Annotated in this window: 17 protein-coding genes; 12 read left to right on the forward strand and 5 right to left on the reverse strand. The window is 59.2% G+C overall.

The window, feature by feature from the left end; genetic code table 11:
- Nucleotides 1-89 precede the first annotated feature (89 nt).
- The 6 genes from AB4P91_RS08425 (at nt 90) to trpE (ending at nt 6,647) form a co-directional block, all read left to right on the forward strand.
- Nucleotides 90-1,337, forward strand: a complete 1,248-nt coding sequence (locus AB4P91_RS08425; RefSeq protein ID WP_150593729.1) for an ABC transporter permease — start codon at nt 90-92, stop codon at nt 1,335-1,337.
- A 12-nt stretch (nt 1,338-1,349) separates the two neighbouring features.
- On the forward strand, nt 1,350-2,174 hold the full coding sequence (locus AB4P91_RS08430; RefSeq protein WP_008084123.1) for an ABC transporter permease: 825 nt from the start codon (nt 1,350-1,352) through the stop codon (nt 2,172-2,174).
- 168 nt (nt 2,175-2,342) lie between these two features.
- Nucleotides 2,343-3,491: an iron-containing alcohol dehydrogenase gene (locus tag AB4P91_RS08435; protein WP_042561372.1), complete on the forward strand. Its 1,149-nt coding sequence runs from the start codon at nt 2,343-2,345 to the stop codon at nt 3,489-3,491.
- Between the two features lie 114 nt (nt 3,492-3,605).
- Nucleotides 3,606-4,280 carry a ribulose-phosphate 3-epimerase gene (rpe, locus tag AB4P91_RS08440; RefSeq protein ID WP_042561371.1) on the forward strand — a complete coding sequence of 225 codons (675 nt, stop codon included), beginning with the start codon at nt 3,606-3,608 and terminating at the stop codon, nt 4,278-4,280.
- Nucleotides 4,277-5,095 (forward strand): phosphoglycolate phosphatase, encoded by an 819-nt coding sequence (locus AB4P91_RS08445; protein ID WP_150593730.1) that lies wholly within the window; start codon nt 4,277-4,279, stop codon nt 5,093-5,095. The genes rpe and AB4P91_RS08445 overlap by 4 nt, the downstream gene beginning before the upstream one ends.
- A 70-nt stretch (nt 5,096-5,165) precedes the next feature.
- Complete coding sequence (gene trpE / locus AB4P91_RS08450; RefSeq protein ID WP_150593731.1) at nt 5,166-6,647, forward strand: anthranilate synthase component I; 1,482 nt, start codon at nt 5,166-5,168, stop codon at nt 6,645-6,647.
- A gap of 171 nt (nt 6,648-6,818) precedes the next feature.
- Here trpE and estP read toward each other — a convergent pair whose 3' ends face one another.
- A complete protein-coding gene (estP, locus tag AB4P91_RS08455) occupies nt 6,819-8,729 on the reverse strand; it encodes an esterase EstP (protein ID WP_150688045.1) in 1,911 nt (636 codons plus the stop codon).
- Nucleotides 8,730-9,136: 407 nt separating this feature from the next.
- On the opposite strand from estP, the gene AB4P91_RS08460 reads away from it, so the two are divergent.
- The 4 genes from AB4P91_RS08460 to AB4P91_RS08475 all read left to right on the forward strand — a co-directional run bounded on the left by AB4P91_RS08460 (nt 9,137) and on the right by AB4P91_RS08475 (nt 12,458).
- Nucleotides 9,137-9,730 (forward strand): aminodeoxychorismate/anthranilate synthase component II, encoded by a 594-nt coding sequence (locus AB4P91_RS08460; protein WP_150593733.1) that lies wholly within the window; start codon nt 9,137-9,139, stop codon nt 9,728-9,730.
- 9 nt (nt 9,731-9,739) lie between these two features.
- Entirely contained in the window at nt 9,740-10,789 is a 1,050-nt protein-coding gene (trpD, locus tag AB4P91_RS08465) for an anthranilate phosphoribosyltransferase (protein ID WP_395604635.1), read from the forward strand.
- On the forward strand, nt 10,786-11,622 hold the full coding sequence (gene trpC, locus AB4P91_RS08470; RefSeq protein ID WP_150593735.1) for an indole-3-glycerol phosphate synthase TrpC: 837 nt from the start codon (nt 10,786-10,788) through the stop codon (nt 11,620-11,622). Before trpD ends, trpC begins: the two co-directional genes overlap by 4 nt.
- 134 nt (nt 11,623-11,756) lie before the next feature.
- The gene (locus AB4P91_RS08475; protein ID WP_150598024.1) at nt 11,757-12,458 is read left to right on the forward strand and encodes a lipoate--protein ligase family protein; all 702 of its coding nucleotides are present in this window, start codon (nt 11,757-11,759) and stop codon (nt 12,456-12,458) included.
- A 9-nt stretch (nt 12,459-12,467) separates the two neighbouring features.
- Here AB4P91_RS08475 and crp read toward each other — a convergent pair whose 3' ends face one another.
- The gene (gene crp / locus AB4P91_RS08480) at nt 12,468-13,112 is read right to left on the reverse strand and encodes a cAMP-activated global transcriptional regulator CRP (RefSeq protein ID WP_150593737.1); all 645 of its coding nucleotides are present in this window, start codon (nt 13,110-13,112) and stop codon (nt 12,468-12,470) included.
- Between the two features lie 236 nt (nt 13,113-13,348).
- On the opposite strand from crp, the gene AB4P91_RS08485 reads away from it, so the two are divergent.
- On the forward strand, nt 13,349-13,771 hold the full coding sequence (locus tag AB4P91_RS08485) for an OsmC family protein (RefSeq protein ID WP_003228794.1): 423 nt from the start codon (nt 13,349-13,351) through the stop codon (nt 13,769-13,771).
- Between the two features lie 237 nt (nt 13,772-14,008).
- Nucleotides 14,009-14,803: an adenosylmethionine decarboxylase gene (speD, locus tag AB4P91_RS08490; protein ID WP_150593738.1), complete on the forward strand. Its 795-nt coding sequence runs from the start codon at nt 14,009-14,011 to the stop codon at nt 14,801-14,803.
- Nucleotides 14,804-14,913: 110 nt separating this feature from the next.
- Here the strand turns inward: speD and coq7 are convergent, their stop codons facing one another.
- The 3 genes from coq7 to AB4P91_RS08505 form a co-directional block, all read right to left on the reverse strand.
- Nucleotides 14,914-15,561 (reverse strand): 2-polyprenyl-3-methyl-6-methoxy-1,4-benzoquinone monooxygenase, encoded by a 648-nt coding sequence (gene coq7 / locus AB4P91_RS08495; protein ID WP_395604636.1) that lies wholly within the window; start codon nt 15,559-15,561, stop codon nt 14,914-14,916.
- A 191-nt stretch (nt 15,562-15,752) separates the two neighbouring features.
- Complete coding sequence (locus tag AB4P91_RS08500; protein WP_003228789.1) at nt 15,753-16,091, reverse strand: histidine triad nucleotide-binding protein; 339 nt, start codon at nt 16,089-16,091, stop codon at nt 15,753-15,755.
- A gap of 80 nt (nt 16,092-16,171) precedes the next feature.
- Nucleotides 16,172-16,960, reverse strand: coding sequence for an SDR family oxidoreductase (locus tag AB4P91_RS08505; protein WP_042561362.1), 789 nt, complete (start codon nt 16,958-16,960; stop codon nt 16,172-16,174).
- Nucleotides 16,961-17,011 lie beyond the last annotated feature (51 nt).

The raw sequence follows: 17,011 nt of genomic DNA on the forward strand, positions 1-17,011 counted from the left end.
AAGCTCGCTCCCACATTTGAATCTGTGTGCATCAATCGAACGAGGTGGTTCGCCACCTCTGTAACGATCAAAGTTTTGCGGAGTACGTCATGGCCATCGCCGTTCCCCTGAACGAGGGCGCCAGCCCCACCTTGAAGCAGAAGCTCAAGCGCGCCGAGCGGGTCAACCGCTGGAAAGCGCAGGCGCTGATTGCGCCGCTGGTGATTTTCCTGCTGCTGGTGTTTCTGGTGCCGATCGTGGCGCTGCTCTACAAAAGCGTCGGTAACCCGGAAGTGGTCGGCGGCCTGCCGCGCACCGTGGCGGCCATCGCCAGTTGGGACGGCCGTGGCCTGCCCGCTGAACCCGTCTATAAAGCGGCGAGTGAAGACCTCGCCGAGGCGCGAAAAAACCAGACCTTGGGCGATTTGTCCAAGCGCTTGAACATGGAGTTGGCCGGCTATCGCAGCCTGCTGACCAAAACGGCCCGGGCGTTGCCATTCGCCAGCGAACCGGCCTCTTATAAAGAAGCGCTCGAAGCCCTCGATGAACGTTGGGGCGATCCGGCCTACTGGCAAGCGGTCAAGCGCAATACCAGTAGCATCACCCCGTATTACTTGCTGGCGTCGGTCGACCACCGTATCGACGACCTCGGTGAAGTCGCCCCGGCGACCCCGGACCAGGCGATCTACCTCGACATCTTCGCCCGTACCTTCTGGATGGGCCTGGTCATCACTGTGATTTGCCTGGTGCTGGCGTATCCGTTGGCGTACCTGCTGGCGAACCTGCCGTCGCGTCAAAGCAACCTGCTGATGATTCTGGTGCTGCTGCCATTCTGGACTTCGATTCTGGTGCGAGTGGCGGCGTGGATTGTGTTGCTGCAATCGGGCGGCCTCATCAACAGCGGGCTGATGGCGATGGGCATCATCGATAAGCCGCTGGAACTGGTGTTCAACCGCACCGGCGTGTACATCTCGATGGTGCACATCCTGCTGCCGTTCATGATCCTGCCGATCTACAGCGTGATGAAAGGCATCTCGCCAACCTACATGCGCGCCGCGATTTCCCTTGGCTGCCACCCGTTCGCGAGTTTCTGGCGGGTGTACTTCCCGCAGACCTATGCAGGCGTCGGCGCCGGCTGCCTGTTGGTGTTCATCCTCGCCATCGGCTACTACATCACCCCGGCGCTGCTCGGCAGCCCGAACGATCAAATGGTCAGCTACTTCGTCGCCTTCTACACCAACACCAGCATCAACTGGGGCATGGCCACTGCGCTGGGCGGCTTGTTGCTGCTGGCGACCGTGGTGCTTTATCTGATCTACAGCTGGCTGGTGGGCGCCAGTCGCCTGCGCCTGAGCTAAGGGGAGTTTGAAATGCTGAGTCCTTACATGTCGCCCATCGAACGGGTGTGGTTCTACAGCTTGCGGATTCTCTGCGGCTTGATTCTGCTGTTCCTGATTCTGCCGGTGCTGGTGATCATTCCGCTCTCGTTCAACTCGGGCAGCTTTCTGGTGTACCCGCTGCAGGGCTTCTCGCTGCAGTGGTATCACGACTTTTTCGCTTCGGCCGAGTGGATGCGCGCCCTGAAGAACAGCATCATCGTCGCCCCGGCCGCGACCGTGCTGGCGATGATCTTCGGTACGCTGGCGGCCATCGGCCTGACCCGTGGCGACTTCCCCGGCAAGGCGCTGGTGATGGCGCTGGTGATTTCGCCGATGGTCGTGCCGGTGGTGATCATCGGCGTGGCGAGTTATCTGTTCTTCGCGCCGCTGGGCCTGGGCAACAGCTTCTTTTCTCTGATCGTGGTGCATGCGGTGCTGGGTGTGCCATTTGTGATCATCACTGTTTCGGCGACGTTGCAGGGGTTTAACCATAACCTGGTGCGTGCCGCCGCGAGCCTTGGCGCTTCGCCGTTGACCGCATTCCGTCGCGTGACCCTGCCGCTGATTGCACCGGGGGTGATTTCCGGCGCGCTGTTTGCTTTTGCGACGTCGTTTGATGAGGTGGTGGTGACGCTGTTTCTCGCGGGGCCGGAGCAGGCGACGTTGCCTCGGCAGATGTTCAGCGGGATTCGTGAGAACTTGAGCCCGACGATTGCGGCTGCGGCGACGCTGCTGATCGCGTTCTCTGTGATTCTCTTGCTGACGCTGGAATGGTTACGTGGACGCAGCGAAAAACTGCGTACTGCTCAGGTTTAAAGGCAAGATCAAAGGCTACCCCCTCACCCCAACCCTCCCCCAAGGGGGCAAGGGTGAGGGGCTGTTGATCTTGCTATCAATTGACCATTCACCACCTGAATAGCAGACAACCTCAAATCCCCAGCTAATCTTGTGCCCAGCTCCCACATCTATAAGAGGCTGCGCACGATGAGTCTTTCCCAGTTCAAAATCGCTCACAAACTGATCACCGGCGCCGGAGCCATCGAGCAACTGGCGGCCGAACTCACTCGCCTCGATATCGATAATCCGCTGATCGTCACCGACGCCGCGCTGGTCAAGTCCGGCACCGTCGAGCTGGCGCTGTGCCAATTGGGCGGGCGCGAGTACGAGATTTTCGACCGTGTACTGCCGGACCCGGAAATCGCCATCGTCGAAGATTGCATGCGCGTGTACCGCGAGGGTGGGCATGACGGCTTGATTGGCCTCGGCGGCGGCAGTGCCATCGACATCGCCAAAAGTGTGGCGGCGTATGCCGGTTACCACGGCGCGCTGGAGGATCTGTTCGGCGTCGACCAGGTGCCGCGTAAAGGCCCGCCGCTGATCGCCATCCCCACCACCGCCGGCACAGGCTCGGAAGTGACCAATGTCGCCATTCTTTCGGACAAGGTCGCGCAACTGAAGAAGGGCATCGTCAGCGACTATCTGTTACCGGACGTGGCGCTGGTCAGTCCGCAAATGACCCTGACCTGCCCGCGCAGTGTCACTGCTGCCAGTGGCGTCGATGCGCTGGTGCACGCGATCGAATCCTATCTGTCGGTGAATGCCTCACCGATTACCGACTCCCTCGCCATTGGCGCAATCAAACTCATCGCCAACGCCTTGCCCAAGGCCTACGCCAACGGCGCCAATCTGCAAGCGCGCGAAGACATGGCCACCGCGAGCCTGATGGCTGGCATGGCATTCGGCAATGCCGGGGTCGGTGCGGTGCATGCATTGGCGTATCCGCTGGGCGGGCGATTCAACATTGCGCACGGCGTCAGTAATGCCTTGTTGCTGCCGTATGTCATGACCTGGAACAAAATGGCCTGCGTCGAGCGGATGCAGGATATTGCCGAAGCCATGGGGGTGAAAACGGCTCATCTGAGCGCCACTGAAGCAGCGGACAAAGCCGTGCAGGCCATGACCGATTTGTGCGCGGCGGTGGAAATTCCCGCAGGGTTGCGCAGTTTCGGTGTGCCGGAAGACGCGATCCCGGCCATGGCCGTGGAAGCCGCAGGCATCGAGCGGCTGATGCGCAACAACCCGCGCAAGCTCAGCGCCGTGGATATCGAGAAGATCTACCGCGCGGCGTACTGATCCGTCGGCGACTACCGGTCATGGCACAACCCAATCATCGCAGTCACGGTGCGCGCGCGGAAACTTGAGGTATACAATGCGCGCCATCGTGATTTAGCTCAGAAAAGGTGCGTCATGCAGCCCTTCGTAATTGCTCCGTCGATTCTCTCTGCCGACTTCGCCCGCCTCGGCGAAGAAGTAGACAATGTTCTGGCCGCGGGTGCCGACTTCGTCCACTTCGATGTCATGGACAACCACTACGTGCCCAACCTGACGATCGGCCCGATGGTGTGCGCGGCACTGCGCAAGTACGGCGTTACCGCGCCAATCGACGCGCACCTGATGGTCAGCCCGGTGGATCGCATCGTTGGCGACTTCATCGAGGCCGGCGCGACTTACATCACCTTCCACCCGGAAGCCACGCTGCACGTCGATCGCTCGCTGCAACTGATCCGCGAGGGCGGCTGCAAATCCGGTCTGGTGTTCAACCCGGCGACCCCGCTGGACGTGCTCAAGTACGTGATCGACAAAGTCGACATGGTTTTGCTGATGAGCGTCAACCCGGGTTTCGGTGGGCAGAAGTTCATTCCCGGCACCCTCGACAAACTGCGCGAAGCACGGGCGATCATCGATGCGTCGGGCCGTGACATCCGTCTGGAAATCGATGGTGGCGTCAACGTCAACAACATCCGTGAAATCGCTGCTGCGGGCGCCGACACTTTTGTCGCCGGCTCGGCGATCTTCAACGCGCCGAACTATCAGGAAGTCATCGACAAGATGCGCTCCGAACTGGCGCTGACTCGCCCATGAGCGGTTTTGAGCAGCTGTTCCCGGGCAAACTGCCACGGTTGGTGATGTTCGATCTGGATGGCACGCTGATCGACTCGGTTCCCGACCTGGCGGCAGCGGTGGACACGATGCTGCTCAGCCTTGGCCGCCAGCCAGCAGGCATGGATTCGGTGCGCGAGTGGGTTGGCAACGGCGCACCGGTATTGGTGCGTCGGGCGCTGGCCGGTGGCATCGACCATTCGGCGGTGGATGACGTCGAGGCCGAACACGCGCTGGAAGTGTTTATGCAAGCCTACGGCGCCAGCCATGAACTGACCGTGGTTTATCCCGGTGTGCGCGACACCCTCAAATGGCTGCAAAAGCAGGGCGTGGCCATGGCGTTGATCACCAACAAACCGGAGCGCTTCGTGGCGCCGTTGCTGGACCAGATGAAGATCGGCCGCTACTTCAAGTGGATCATCGGCGGCGATACCCTGCCGCAGCAGAAACCTGATCCGGCGGCGCTGTTCTTCGTGATGAAAATGGCCAATATCCCGGCCTCGCAATCGCTGTTCGTCGGCGACTCGCGCAGTGACGTGCTGGCGGCGAAGGCGGCGGGGGTCAAGTGTGTGGCGCTCAGCTACGGCTACAACCACGGCCGACCGATTGCCGAGGAATCCCCGGCGCTGGTGATTGACGATCTGCGCAAGCTAATTCCCGGTTGCCTGGATCTGGCCGGTGGGATAACGTTGCCCGACGCTGTTCAACCCCCTTCTGGAAACGCCATCGTGGTGGTCACCCGCAAACTCTGGATGAAAGTCATCAAGGCCCTGGCCCGCTGGCGTTGGCGCGCCTGACTTGTTCCTGGCCGGCCTGCCGGCGCGTTTGCACACCTGACTGATAAAACCTCACACCACGAGGCACCTTATGATCCGCGAAGAATTCCTGCGCTTGGCCGCTGACGGCTACAACCGCATCCCGTTGGCCTGCGAAACCCTGGCTGACTTCGACACGCCGCTGTCGATCTACCTGAAACTGGCCGACCAGCCCAACTCCTACCTGCTCGAATCGGTGCAGGGCGGCGAGAAATGGGGCCGTTACTCGATCATCGGCCTGCCGTGCCGCACCGTGCTGCGGGTGCACGACTATCACGTCAGCATCACCGTCGATGGCGTCGAGACCGAATGCCACGACGTCGAAGACCCACTGGCTTTCGTCGAAACCTTCAAGGCCCGCTACAACGTGCCGACCATCGCCGGTCTGCCGCGTTTCAACGGTGGTCTGGTCGGTTATTTCGGTTACGACTGCGTGCGTTATGTCGAAAAACGTCTGGGCAAATGCCCGAATCCGGATCCACTGGGCGTGCCGGACATTCTGCTGATGGTCTCCGATGCGGTCGTCGTGTTCGACAACCTTGCCGGCAAAATGCACGCGATCGTGCTGGCTGACCCGGCGCAGGCCGATGCCTACGAGCAAGGTCAGGCGCGTTTGCAGCAATTGCTTGAGCAACTGCGCCAGCCGATCACGCCGCGTCGTGGTCTGGACTTCAGCAAGCAGCAGTCGGCCGACCCGGTGTTCCGCTCCAGTTTCACCCAGAACGATTACGAAAAAGCCGTCGACACCATCAAGGAATATATCCTTGCCGGTGACTGCATGCAGGTCGTGCCGTCGCAGCGTATGTCGATCGACTTCAAGGCTGCACCGATTGACCTGTACCGCGCACTGCGTTGCTTCAACCCGACGCCGTACATGTACTTCTTCAACTTCGGCGACTTCCATGTCGTCGGCAGTTCTCCGGAAGTGTTGGTGCGGGTTGAAGACAACCTGATTACCGTGCGCCCGATTGCCGGTACTCGCCCTCGCGGGGCTACCGAAGAAGCGGATCTGGCGCTGGAAGTAGACTTGCTGTCGGATGACAAAGAGATCGCCGAGCACTTGATGCTGATCGATCTGGGTCGTAACGATACGGGGCGCGTCTCGGAAACAGGTTCGGTGAAACTCACCGAAAAAATGGTCATCGAGCGTTATTCCAACGTGATGCACATCGTGTCCAACGTTACCGGTCAGCTGAAGGAAGGCCTGACGGCGATGGACGCGCTACGAGCGATTCTTCCGGCGGGCACCTTGTCCGGTGCGCCGAAGATTCGTGCGATGGAAATCATCGACGAGCTGGAGCCGGTCAAGCGTGGCGTGTATGGCGGCGCGGTCGGTTACTTCGCGTGGAACGGCAACATGGACACCGCGATTGCGATTCGCACCGCCGTGATCAAGAACGGCGAGCTGCACGTGCAGGCCGGTGGTGGCATCGTCGCCGATTCGGTGCCGGCGCTGGAATGGGAAGAAACCCTGAACAAGCGCCGCGCGATGTTCCGCGCGGTGGCCCTGGCCGAGCAAACCCCGGACGTCTGAGCCTGCACCACAACCTGTGGGAGCGAGCTTGCTCGCGAAAGCGGAGCATCAGTTGACATTAATGGCGACTGACACGCCCTCTTCGCGAGCAAGCTCGCTCCCACATTCGATTTGTGTGTAACCAATAAAAAAGCGGCGCCTGTGAGTGCGCCGCTTTTTTGTACCTGCGATTTAGAAGTCCAGACTCACCCCGACGTTGATGCCTTGCTGGGTAAAGTCGTCATCCTTGCGGACGTTGTAGCTGGCACGTAGCGCCAGGTCTTTGGTGAGGTTGTGGCTCACGCCCAGGTTCAGGCGATTGAGGTTGGTCTGCGGGGTATAGCCTTCCAGGGTGTACTGGTTACCCGGCAGGCTGTTGAGATTCATCGTCACATCCTGAGCGTCATCGTTGTACTCACGTTCGTGAGCCAATTCGCCGAACACCTGAGTTTGCGAAGTGATCTGGTATTTGCCCTGAATCCCCAGACCGAGACGCCGGGAGATGCGCGACTGGTCATCGAATGTCAGCGCGGTGGAGTCAGCGCCGTCCTCCGAATAGCCATCGACTTCCACCTTGGCGAAATCAGCACTCACGAAGGGTGACAGGTGCCATGGGCTGCTCGCCTCTGGCGCGATGTCGTAACCCACGCGTCCGCTGAACGCCAGGACATAACCGTCGGTGTCGCCCTTCTCGCCGCGCTCGTTCGTCCCCAACTGGAATTTACGCTTGAGGCTGTCGTAATCCAGGTGGCCGGCGGTCACGGCCGCGTCACCCCACCAGCGGTTTTGCTGGTACTGGGCGAAAGCGGTGCCCATGTAGGTGTTCAGCTTGTAGTCGGAATCGTGCTCGCCCGCTTCGAGTTTCTGGTTGTAGAACCCTGCCGCCAGGCCAACGCGCCAGGCGTCGTTGAGGCGGTAGCTGCCACCAATGTTCAAGTTGTAGCCATTGCCGTCGGCGCTGGCGCCGCTGTCCTGGCCGTCGAAGTCCTGGTGTTGGCCGCCGCCAGCGACAATCGCGCGCCATTGGCCAACGCCTTGCCAGTTTTGCCAGTCGGCCAGCCACTGGTTGCGCAGTTCATCCTGATGCGAGCGCAGGGTGCCTTGCGCCATCTCTGGCAACAGGGTCGCTTCCCACGGTGCAGCCAGCAACGAGTAAGCGTAATCGGCGATCAGGCGCTGGCCGGCTTCGGTGGGGTGAACTGCATCGTTGTAGATCAGCTTGGTCGGATCTGGCGTCGCACTGTTGATCCCGTACCGGGCATTCTCGGTGCAGCCGTTACCGCTGAAACAGGTGGCGCTGAGGTTCTGGTCGGTGGCCAGGCCGAACTGACCCGGATTGGCAAACGACTCTTTGAGCAGCACCGGAATATTCAGTGGAATCACGTTAGCGTTGACGCGCTGCAACTGGCTGACCAGTTCGGTGTTGAACTGACTGCTGAGCTGGGACGTAAACGCTTGCAGGGGAGAGCCATTGAAGGCCGGGGTGAAGCCGATGTCCGGCAGCAGCCATACCATGATGTAACGGGCGCCGGCTTGTTGCAGGGTTTGCGCACTGCTCGCCAGACGATCCGCCGCAGCGCTGGCCTGAGGCAGGCTGGTCACGCGGCCCTGAAGGAAGTCATTGCCGCCCCCCGACAGGTAATACAGCGCATTGGGATCGGCGCGAAAGCCGTTCGACGGCAGGTAACCGGCGCGAGTGCGTTCGCCGGTGGCGGATTGCGTGGTGATCGAATCAAGAATCTGGTCGGTACGATAGCCGCCTACTGCCCAGTTGTTACCATCGGCCAGGCCTTCGCCGGCGCGTACAGCCGATGACGAGGACGCCGTCTGATCCGGCGAGAACCCCAGTTTGCCACCGAGGATCTGCGTCGCGTTGAGCGAGCGCAATTCGCCGCTGCCATCCAGATACACCGGGCCGGTACGGTTGGTGTAGCGCTGAGTGGCGCCGTCCGGGCCGCCGCTGTCGCTAAACGTGCCGGCGTCATTGAGGCTGTCGCCAAACACAATGAAATTCGAATAAGGATTGGGCGCGGCATTCGCTTGGGCGCAGGCCAATGCGAGCAAGCAGCTGGCCATCGGTACAAACAACGTCTGTTTGATCATGAGCAAGTCCGTTTATTTATTGTTGTAGGTGAACAAAACGACAGTACCAAAAACTTCCGGCCTTTTGCCATCGGTCGCGATTCCTCCCCTGGATTTATCCACCAAAGGCCCGGCCATATTGCACGCTCCGCCCAGCTAAGTTACTGTGCCCGAACGTATGAACGAGACCTTCCCCGTGTTGATCACCAGCAAACTTCTGGATCAAGTCATCAAGGCACACGCCCGTTGGCGTTGGCGCGCCTGAATCTTTTCTGCCGGCTCGGCCGGATCTGTATCGCTCTGCCTTCCTTGCTCGTTTGAATTGCCGCTTTGCTGGCGCCCCTTGTGCGTCCGACATCGTGCAGCGCCCTGCGGGCAAGTCATCTGAAGGCTGTCTTCAAGTCAGAATTCAAGAGGTTCGAAACGCCATGTTGCTGATGATCGACAACTACGACTCCTTTACTTACAACGTTGTGCAATACCTCGGCGAGTTGGGTGCCGAAGTCAAAGTGGTGCGCAACGACGAATTGACCATCGCCGAAATCGAAGCGCTTAACCCCGAGCGCATCGTGGTGTCTCCCGGCCCTTGCACGCCGACCGAAGCCGGTATTTCCATCGAGGCTATCAAGCACTTCGCTGGCAAACTGCCGATTCTTGGCGTCTGCCTCGGCCACCAGTCCATCGGCCAGGCCTATGGCGGCGACGTGGTGCGCGCGCGTCAGGTAATGCACGGTAAGACTAGTCCGGTATTCCACGAGGACAAGGGCGTTTTCGCCGGTCTGAATCATCCGCTGACAGTCACCCGCTACCACTCCCTGATCGTCAAGCACGATACTTTGCCCGATTGCCTGGAATTGACCGCGTGGACGCAACACGATGACGGTTCAGTCGACGAAATCATGGGCCTGCGTCACAAGACCCTGAACATTGAGGGCGTACAGTTTCACCCCGAGTCGATCCTGACTGAACAGGGCCATGAACTGTTTGCCAACTTCCTCAAACAAACCGGCGGCACGCGCTAAGGACTTCCCATGAATATCAAGACAGCCCTGAGCCGTATCGTTGAGCACCTCGACCTCAGCACCGATGAAATGCGCGATGTGATGCGCGAGATCATGACCGGCCAATGCAGCGACGCGCAGATCGGCGCGTTCATGATGGCCATGCGCATGAAGAGCGAAAGCATCGATGAGATCGTCGGCGCCGTGTCGGTCATGCGTGAGCTGGCCGATCAAGTCGAACTCAAGACCCTCGACGGCGTGGTCGATGTAGTCGGCACCGGTGGTGACGGCGCCAATATTTTCAACGTATCGACCGCTTCTTCTTTTGTTGTGGCGGCAGCCGGCTGCACCGTGGCCAAGCACGGCAATCGCGCGGTATCGGGCAAGAGCGGCAGCGCCGATTTGCTCGAAGCGGCCGGTATCTATCTCAACCTGACGCCGGTTCAAGTCGCCCGTTGCATCGACAACGTCGGCATCGGTTTCATGTTTGCCCAGACCCATCACAAAGCCATGAAGTACGCCGCCGGCCCGCGCCGCGATCTCGGCCTGCGTACGCTGTTCAACATGCTCGGCCCGCTTACGAATCCGGCCGGAGTTAAACATCAGGTGGTGGGCGTGTTTACTCAGGCCTTGTGCCGGCCACTGGCTGAAGTCTTGCAGCGTCTGGGCAGTAAACATGTGCTGGTGGTGCATTCGAAGGACGGTCTGGACGAGTTCAGTCTCGCCGCGCCGACGTATGTCGCCGAGTTGAAACACAACGAAATCACCGAATATTGGGTCGAGCCGGAAGATCTGGGCATGAAAAGCCAGAGCCTGCACGGCTTGTCGGTCGACGGCCCGGAAGCGTCGCTGGCGCTGATCCGCGATGCACTGGGCAAGCGCAAAACCGAAAATGGCCAGAAAGCCGCTGAAATGATTGTGCTCAACGCCGGTGCAGCGCTCTACGCCGCCGACGTCGCCAGCAGTTTGAAACAGGGCGTGGAGCTTGCGCACGACGCCCTGCATACCGGCCTCGCTCGGGAGAAACTCGAGGAGTTGGGTGCCTTTACCGCGGTATTCAGAGTGGAGAATGAAGGATGAGTGTACCGACGGTTCTGGAAAACATTCTGGCCCGCAAAGTTCAGGAAGTCGCCGAGCGTAGCGCCCGCGTGAGCCTGAGCGAGCTGGAAAGTCTGGCCAAGGCGGCCGATGCACCACGCGGTTTTGCCCAGGCATTGCTGGCGCAGGCGAAGCAGAAACAACCGGCTGTGATTGCCGAAATCAAGAAGGCTTCGCCGAGCAAAGGCGTGATTCGCGAAGATTTCGTTCCCGCCGACATCGCCAAAAGCTACGAGAAGGGCGGGGCGACCTGTCTGTCGGTGCTGACCGACATCGATTACTTTCAGGGCGCCGACGCCTATCTGCAACAGGCTCGCGCCGCCTGCAAGCTGCCGGTGATCCGCAAGGACTTCATGATCGATCCGTACCAGATCGTCGAAGCCCGTGCACTGGGTGCCGACTGTGTGCTGCTGATCGTCTCCGCGCTGGACGATGTGAAAATGGCCGAACTGGCCGCGGTGGCCAAAGGCGTCGGTCTCGACGTGCTGGTGGAAGTGCACGACGGTGATGAACTGGAGCGCGCGTTGAAAACTCTCGACACGCCACTGGTCGGCGTTAACAACCGCAACCTGCATACCTTCGACGTCAGCCTGGAAACCACCCTCGATTTGTTGCCGCGTATTCCGCGCGATCGTCTGGTGATCACCGAGAGCGGCATCCTCAATCGTGCCGATGTCGAGTTGATGGAAATCAGCGACGTTTATACGTTCCTGGTCGGCGAGGCATTTATGCGTGCGGAAAGTCCGGGCACTGAATTGCAGCGTCTGTTCTTCCCTGAGCGCGGTGTCGCCATCAGCGGTTCGACCCTCGACTGACTACCGTTAGACCGAGTCGACCCGTTCGCGAGCAAGCTCGCTCCCACATTGGATAACATTCCCCTGTGGGAGCGAGCTTGCTCGCGAATAGGCCTTCAAAACCAAAAGAGATTCCAAGCCTGCCGGAGTCGTTAATGTCGCTGCCAATCTCCCTCACCATCGAAGCGGGCCTCCAGGCCGAACAAGACCTGCTTGCCTCAGTCTGTGCCGGCGACTCAGAGTTCGGCCTTCTATTCTGGCAGCCCAATGACCGCGCCCTGGTCATGCCTCGCCGCCTCAATCGTCTACCCGGTTTCGATCACGCCTGCGAAGTCTCCGCCGCCGCTGGCTGGCCGGTGCTCCTTCGCGAGACGGGCGGTGAACCTGTCCCGCAATCAGCCTCGACCATCAACATCGCGCTGGTCTACGCACCACCGCGCAGTGAAGGTGATCTGAATCGCATCGAAACGGGTTACCGGCGTCTTTGCGATCCTATTTGTCAGTTACTGGATGAGTTGGGCGGTACGTCGTCGCTGGGCGAAATTGACGGTGCGTTCTGCGACGGTCGCTTCAACGTCAATCTCGACGGCCGCAAAATGGTCGGCACCGCCCAACGCTGGCGTCAGAGTCAGGGAGGGCAGCGTCCTGTGGGCTTGGTGCACGGTGCGATGTTGATGGATAACGAGCGCGAATCGATGGTGGGGGCGGTCAATCGCTTCAACGAAGCTTGTGGCCTCGAGCAGCGGGTACGTGCGCAAAGCCACATTGCCCTGCATGAAAAATTCAACGCGCCACAGGCATTGGCGCGTCTTGATGAGCTGTTTCGGTTGATGCTGGCGCAGATGTACAGCGGCTGAGTTTCCAGCTTATCGCGTACCGAAGACCACCATGGTTTTGCCTTTCACATCGACCAGGTTGCGTTCCTCAAGATCCTTGAGCACGCGACCGACCATCTCTCGCGAGCAGCCGACAATTCGGCCGATTTCTTGACGCGTTACCTTGATCTGCATGCCGTCCGGGTGGGTCATCGCGTCCGGCTGTTTGCACAGTTCCAGCAGGCAACGGGCGACACGACCGGTTACGTCGAAGAATGCCAGATCGCCGACCTTGCGCGTGGTGTTGCGCAAACGTTGTGCGATTTGTCCGCTGAGCACGTAAAGAATGTCTGGATCTTGCTGCGACAGTTCGCGGAATTTCACGTAACTGATTTCCGCAACTTCGCATTCAACCTTGGCCCGCACCCAGGCACTGCGTTGCTGTTCCTGACCAGCCTGTTCGAACAGACCCAGTTCACCGAAGAAGTCCCCGGCGTTCAGGTAAGCGATGATCATCTCGCGCCCGTCGTCGTCTTCGATCAGGATCGTCACCGAACCCTTGATGATGAAGTACAACGTATCCGAACGGTCGCCGGCGCAGATGATGTTGCTCTTGGCTGCGTGACGACGACGCTGACAATGCATCAGCAGCTTGTCGAGATGCTTGATTTTGGGTGTGGGGGTAATAGCAACCATGGTTGTATCCCGAAAAGACTGCACGGTGATGTTTGATTTTTTTAGGAGGCGCTGAAGGCGGTCGCTACACAGCTGGCATAGGCGCCAGCGAATTGGCGCCAGCTTAACAGACACTTCGTCGCAAATTCGAGAAATTACCTACACAGTTGGAGCATTCGTCCTAGGAATGCTGCTCGCTGTCAGGGCAATCCCCTGTGCTAAGCTGGCGACCCTTTTTTTACAGTGGAGTCTGGGCGATGAAGGCACGCATCCAATGGGCTGGCGAAGCCATGTTCCTCGGCGAATCCGGTAGCGGTCATGTCGTGGTCATGGACGGTCCGCCGGACGCCGGTGGTCGTAATCTGGGTGTTCGCCCGATGGAGATGCTCCTGCTGGGTGTCGGCGGTTGCAGCAACTTCGACGTGGTCAGCATTCTGAAGAAGTCCCGTCAGGCCGTTGAAAGCTGTGAAGCCTTCCTCGAAGCAGAGCGTGCGACCGAAGACCCGAAGGTGTTCACCAAGATCCATATGCACTTTGTGGTCAAGGGCCGAGGCCTGAAAGAGGCCCAGGTCAAACGCGCCATCGAACTGTCTGCCGAGAAGTATTGCTCGGCTTCGATCATGCTTGGCGCGGCTGGCGTGGCGATCACCCACGATTACGAAATCGTCGAACTCGGTTGAAGCGACATTCAACTATCATAAAAGCAGTGCAGACTCTGGCGATCCCCCGCTGACGTCTGCATAATGCGCCACTTTTTTCAGGGCAGTGATCGGTCAGCCGACGGGTCATCCGCCTGAACAGATAACCAAAATCGCCATCGCGAAGAGGTGTTAACCGTCCTACGCAGGTGCGTTGTTCGCATTTGACGGGCATGCTTGATCACGCGGCTGTGCCGCATACATAGAGAGTTTTTAACGGTGAAAAGCAAACTCAAGCTCCACGGGTTCAATAACCTGACAAAGACCTTGAGCTTCAACATCTATGACATCTGCTACGCGGAAACCCCGCAAGACCAGCAGGCGTACGTCGAGTACATCAATCAAGAGTACAACGCCGAACGTCTGACGCAGATCCTCACGGAAGTTGTAGAAATCATTGGTGCCAACATTCTGAACATTGCGAGTCAGAACTATGAGCCTCAGGGTGCCAGCGTCACGATTCTGATCTCGGAAGAGCCGGTGACCCCGACTGAAAGCCAGATCGAAGAGTCGCCAGGTCCATTGCCCGAAATTATCCTGGCCCACCTCGACAAGAGTCATATCACGGTGCATACCTACCCGGAAATCCATCCGGACGCCGGTATTGCGACTTTCCGTGTAGACATTGATGTGTCGACCTGTGGTGTCATTTCACCGCTTAAAGCGCTCAATTTCCTCATTCACCAGTTCGATTCGGACATCGTGACCGTGGATTACCGTGTGCGCGGCTTCACCCGTGACGTTGAAGGCAACAAGCACTTCATCGACCACGAGATCAATTCGATCCAGAACTACCTTTCCGAAGACACTCGCGACGCGTACCAGATGACCGACGTGAACGTGTACCAGGAAAACCTGTTCCACACCAAAATGCTGCTGAAAAACTTCGAACTGGACAACTACCTGTTCGGCGACGCCACCAGCAACCTGTCGTCCGAGCAACGTGCCCAGGTGACTGACCGTGTGAAACACGAGATGCTGGAAATCTTCTACGCGCGCAACATGCCAGCGTAAGACGTTCAGGCACAAAAAAAGGCGACCTTTCGGTCGCCTTTTTCATTCCATCACCGGACCCTGTGGGAGCTGGCTTGCCAGCGACAAGTCCCTGTCTGACGATGCAGACTTCAGATCCGATAAGTACTCTTGGTCATCACTTTGGCCAACAGACTCATCCCGAACTTCACTGGTGCCGGAAACCGGAAACCACCCGCATCCAGCGCACTCTCGGCATGATGCTCTTCATCAATGCGCATCTGCTCAAGAATCGCCCGAGACTTCTCATCCTCGACTGGCAGTTGCTCCAGGTGCTCGTTCAAGTGCTTGCATACCTGATGCTCGGTCGCCGCAACGAACCCGAGGCTGACCTTGTCGCTGATCAGACCGGCCACAGCGCCAATCCCGAACGACATGCCATAGAACAGCGGATTGAGGACGCTGGTATGGCTGCCCAACTGGTGAATGCGTTGTTCGCACCAGACCAGATGATCGATTTCCTCTTCGGCTGCGTGCTCCATGGCCTCGCGCACCTGTGGCAGCTTGGCGGTCAGCGCCTGCCCCTGATACAGCGCCTGGGCACAGACTTCGCCGGTATGGTTGATGCGCATCAGCCCGGCGACAAGGCGGGTGTCTTCGTCGCTCATCTGGGTTTCCGGCTGCAGAATTGCCGGTGACGGACGGTACGGCTGGCCGCTGAAGGGCAGCAGGGTACGCATCGCGGCATCGGCCTGCAGCAGAAGACGGTCAATCGGCGAGTAGTGACGTTGGGTAGTCATGCTGACCTCCGGGAAGAATCTCGGCGGCCAGTTTAACCGAATCGGCCGGAGAAGGTTTGCGCTGGGTCATTAGCCATGCGGTCATGCTGTTGTGGGAGCGAGCTCGCTCGCGAAGGTCGGCACACTCAAAGCTTCAGCGCCTGACACTCCGCCTTCGCGAGCAAGCTCGCTCCCACAGCTTTTGCGTTACATCAGCCCGGTGGCCAGTTCATCTGGCGTTGTCCGAGTACGTGCATATGAATGTGATAGACGGTCTGCCCACCCTTTTCATTGCAGTTCATGACGACACGGAAGCCCTCTTCACAGCCCAGCTCCAGTGCCAGACGTTGCGCAGTAAACAGGATATGCCCGGCCAGTGCCTTGTCGTCTTCGGTCAGGTCATTGAGGGTGCGCACCGGTTTTTTCGGGATCACCAGAAAATGCACCGGTGCCTGAGGGGCGATGTCGTGGAAGGCCAGAACCTGGTCGTCCTCGTAGATGATCTTGGCCGGGATTTCCCGGTTGATGATCTTGGTGAACAGAGTATCCACTGCTGTTTTCTCCGTTGTTTGGGCTGGTCTGAGTGTACTCATGGGGACTGAACCCGCCCAGTGTTTTGCCGTAGGACAGATCAGCGCGGGCAGTAAGCCTTGTTGACCATGCCGACGATGGTGCGGTTCAGCCAGCGCGAACCCAGTCGCGGTAAAAACGCGAACCAGCGATTGCGCCGTCCCGGAATGATGATCGCGCGATTTTTCTCCAGCGCGCGAACGGTATAGAGTGCGACTTCTTCAGGGCTCATCAGCATTTTGCTGTCTTTGAGTTTGTCACTGTTCAACTGCGCGGTGCGGAAAAAAGCCGTGCGGGTCGGGCCTGGGCAGAGCACCGAAACCTTGACCGCGCTTTGTTTGAGCTCAACCCGCAATGCTTCTGAGAAGTGCAGCACATACGCCTTGCTGGCGTAATACGTGCTCATCCACGGGCCTGGATTGAACGCCGCCACCGAGGCAACGTTGAGAATCTGTCCGCCACCCTGTAGCGCCATGCTGTTGCCAATCGCATGGCACAGACGGGTGAGGGCGAGGATGTTTACTTCGATCAGGTCCTGCTCGGTCATCCAGTCCTGAGCCAGGAAAGGGCCGCAAGTACCGATCCCGGCGCAGTTCACCAGCAGGTCGATTTGCCGGTCACCTTCTTCCAGCTCCAGCAAGAAACCGGAGAGGCGCAGCGGTTCGCCCAGATCGCAGGCACGGAACAGGACCTCGACGCCGAAGCGTTGGGTCAGTTCGATAGCAATACTTTCCAGCTGATCACGCTGTCGTGCCACCAGAATCAGGCTGCGGCCGCGCCGGGCCAGCGCTTCGGCCATGGCCAGGCCGATGCCGCTGGAGGCACCAGTGATCAGAGCGTAACGGGTCATGCAATTCTCCCTCGCAACAGCTCCGCGCCAGCGACGCGGGTGTCACGGCGG

The sequence above is a fragment of the Pseudomonas sp. B21128 genome (assembly GCF_044218865.1).
GTDB lineage: Bacteria > Pseudomonadota > Gammaproteobacteria > Pseudomonadales > Pseudomonadaceae > Aquipseudomonas > Aquipseudomonas iridis.

What these genes read in the sequence shown, in the direction of transcription:
- AB4P91_RS08425 (WP_150593729.1), top strand. Translation starts at nt 90, where the DNA reads ATGGCCATCGCCGTTCCCCTGAACGAGGGCGCCAGCCCCACCTTGAAG.
- AB4P91_RS08430 (WP_008084123.1), top strand. Translation starts at nt 1,350, where the DNA reads ATGCTGAGTCCTTACATGTCGCCCATCGAACGGGTGTGGTTCTACAGC.
- AB4P91_RS08435 (WP_042561372.1), top strand. Translation starts at nt 2,343, where the DNA reads ATGAGTCTTTCCCAGTTCAAAATCGCTCACAAACTGATCACCGGCGCC.
- rpe (WP_042561371.1), top strand. Translation starts at nt 3,606, where the DNA reads ATGCAGCCCTTCGTAATTGCTCCGTCGATTCTCTCTGCCGACTTCGCC.
- AB4P91_RS08445 (WP_150593730.1), top strand. Translation starts at nt 4,277, where the DNA reads ATGAGCGGTTTTGAGCAGCTGTTCCCGGGCAAACTGCCACGGTTGGTG.
- trpE (WP_150593731.1), top strand. Translation starts at nt 5,166, where the DNA reads ATGATCCGCGAAGAATTCCTGCGCTTGGCCGCTGACGGCTACAACCGC.
- estP (WP_150688045.1), bottom strand. Translation starts at nt 8,729, where the DNA reads ATGATCAAACAGACGTTGTTTGTACCGATGGCCAGCTGCTTGCTCGCA.
- AB4P91_RS08460 (WP_150593733.1), top strand. Translation starts at nt 9,137, where the DNA reads ATGTTGCTGATGATCGACAACTACGACTCCTTTACTTACAACGTTGTG.
- trpD (WP_395604635.1), top strand. Translation starts at nt 9,740, where the DNA reads ATGAATATCAAGACAGCCCTGAGCCGTATCGTTGAGCACCTCGACCTC.
- trpC (WP_150593735.1), top strand. Translation starts at nt 10,786, where the DNA reads ATGAGTGTACCGACGGTTCTGGAAAACATTCTGGCCCGCAAAGTTCAG.
- AB4P91_RS08475 (WP_150598024.1), top strand. Translation starts at nt 11,757, where the DNA reads ATGTCGCTGCCAATCTCCCTCACCATCGAAGCGGGCCTCCAGGCCGAA.
- crp (WP_150593737.1), bottom strand. Translation starts at nt 13,112, where the DNA reads ATGGTTGCTATTACCCCCACACCCAAAATCAAGCATCTCGACAAGCTG.
- AB4P91_RS08485 (WP_003228794.1), top strand. Translation starts at nt 13,349, where the DNA reads ATGAAGGCACGCATCCAATGGGCTGGCGAAGCCATGTTCCTCGGCGAA.
- coq7 (WP_395604636.1), bottom strand. Translation starts at nt 15,561, where the DNA reads ATGACTACCCAACGTCACTACTCGCCGATTGACCGTCTTCTGCTGCAG.
- AB4P91_RS08505 (WP_042561362.1), bottom strand. Translation starts at nt 16,960, where the DNA reads ATGACCCGTTACGCTCTGATCACTGGTGCCTCCAGCGGCATCGGCCTG.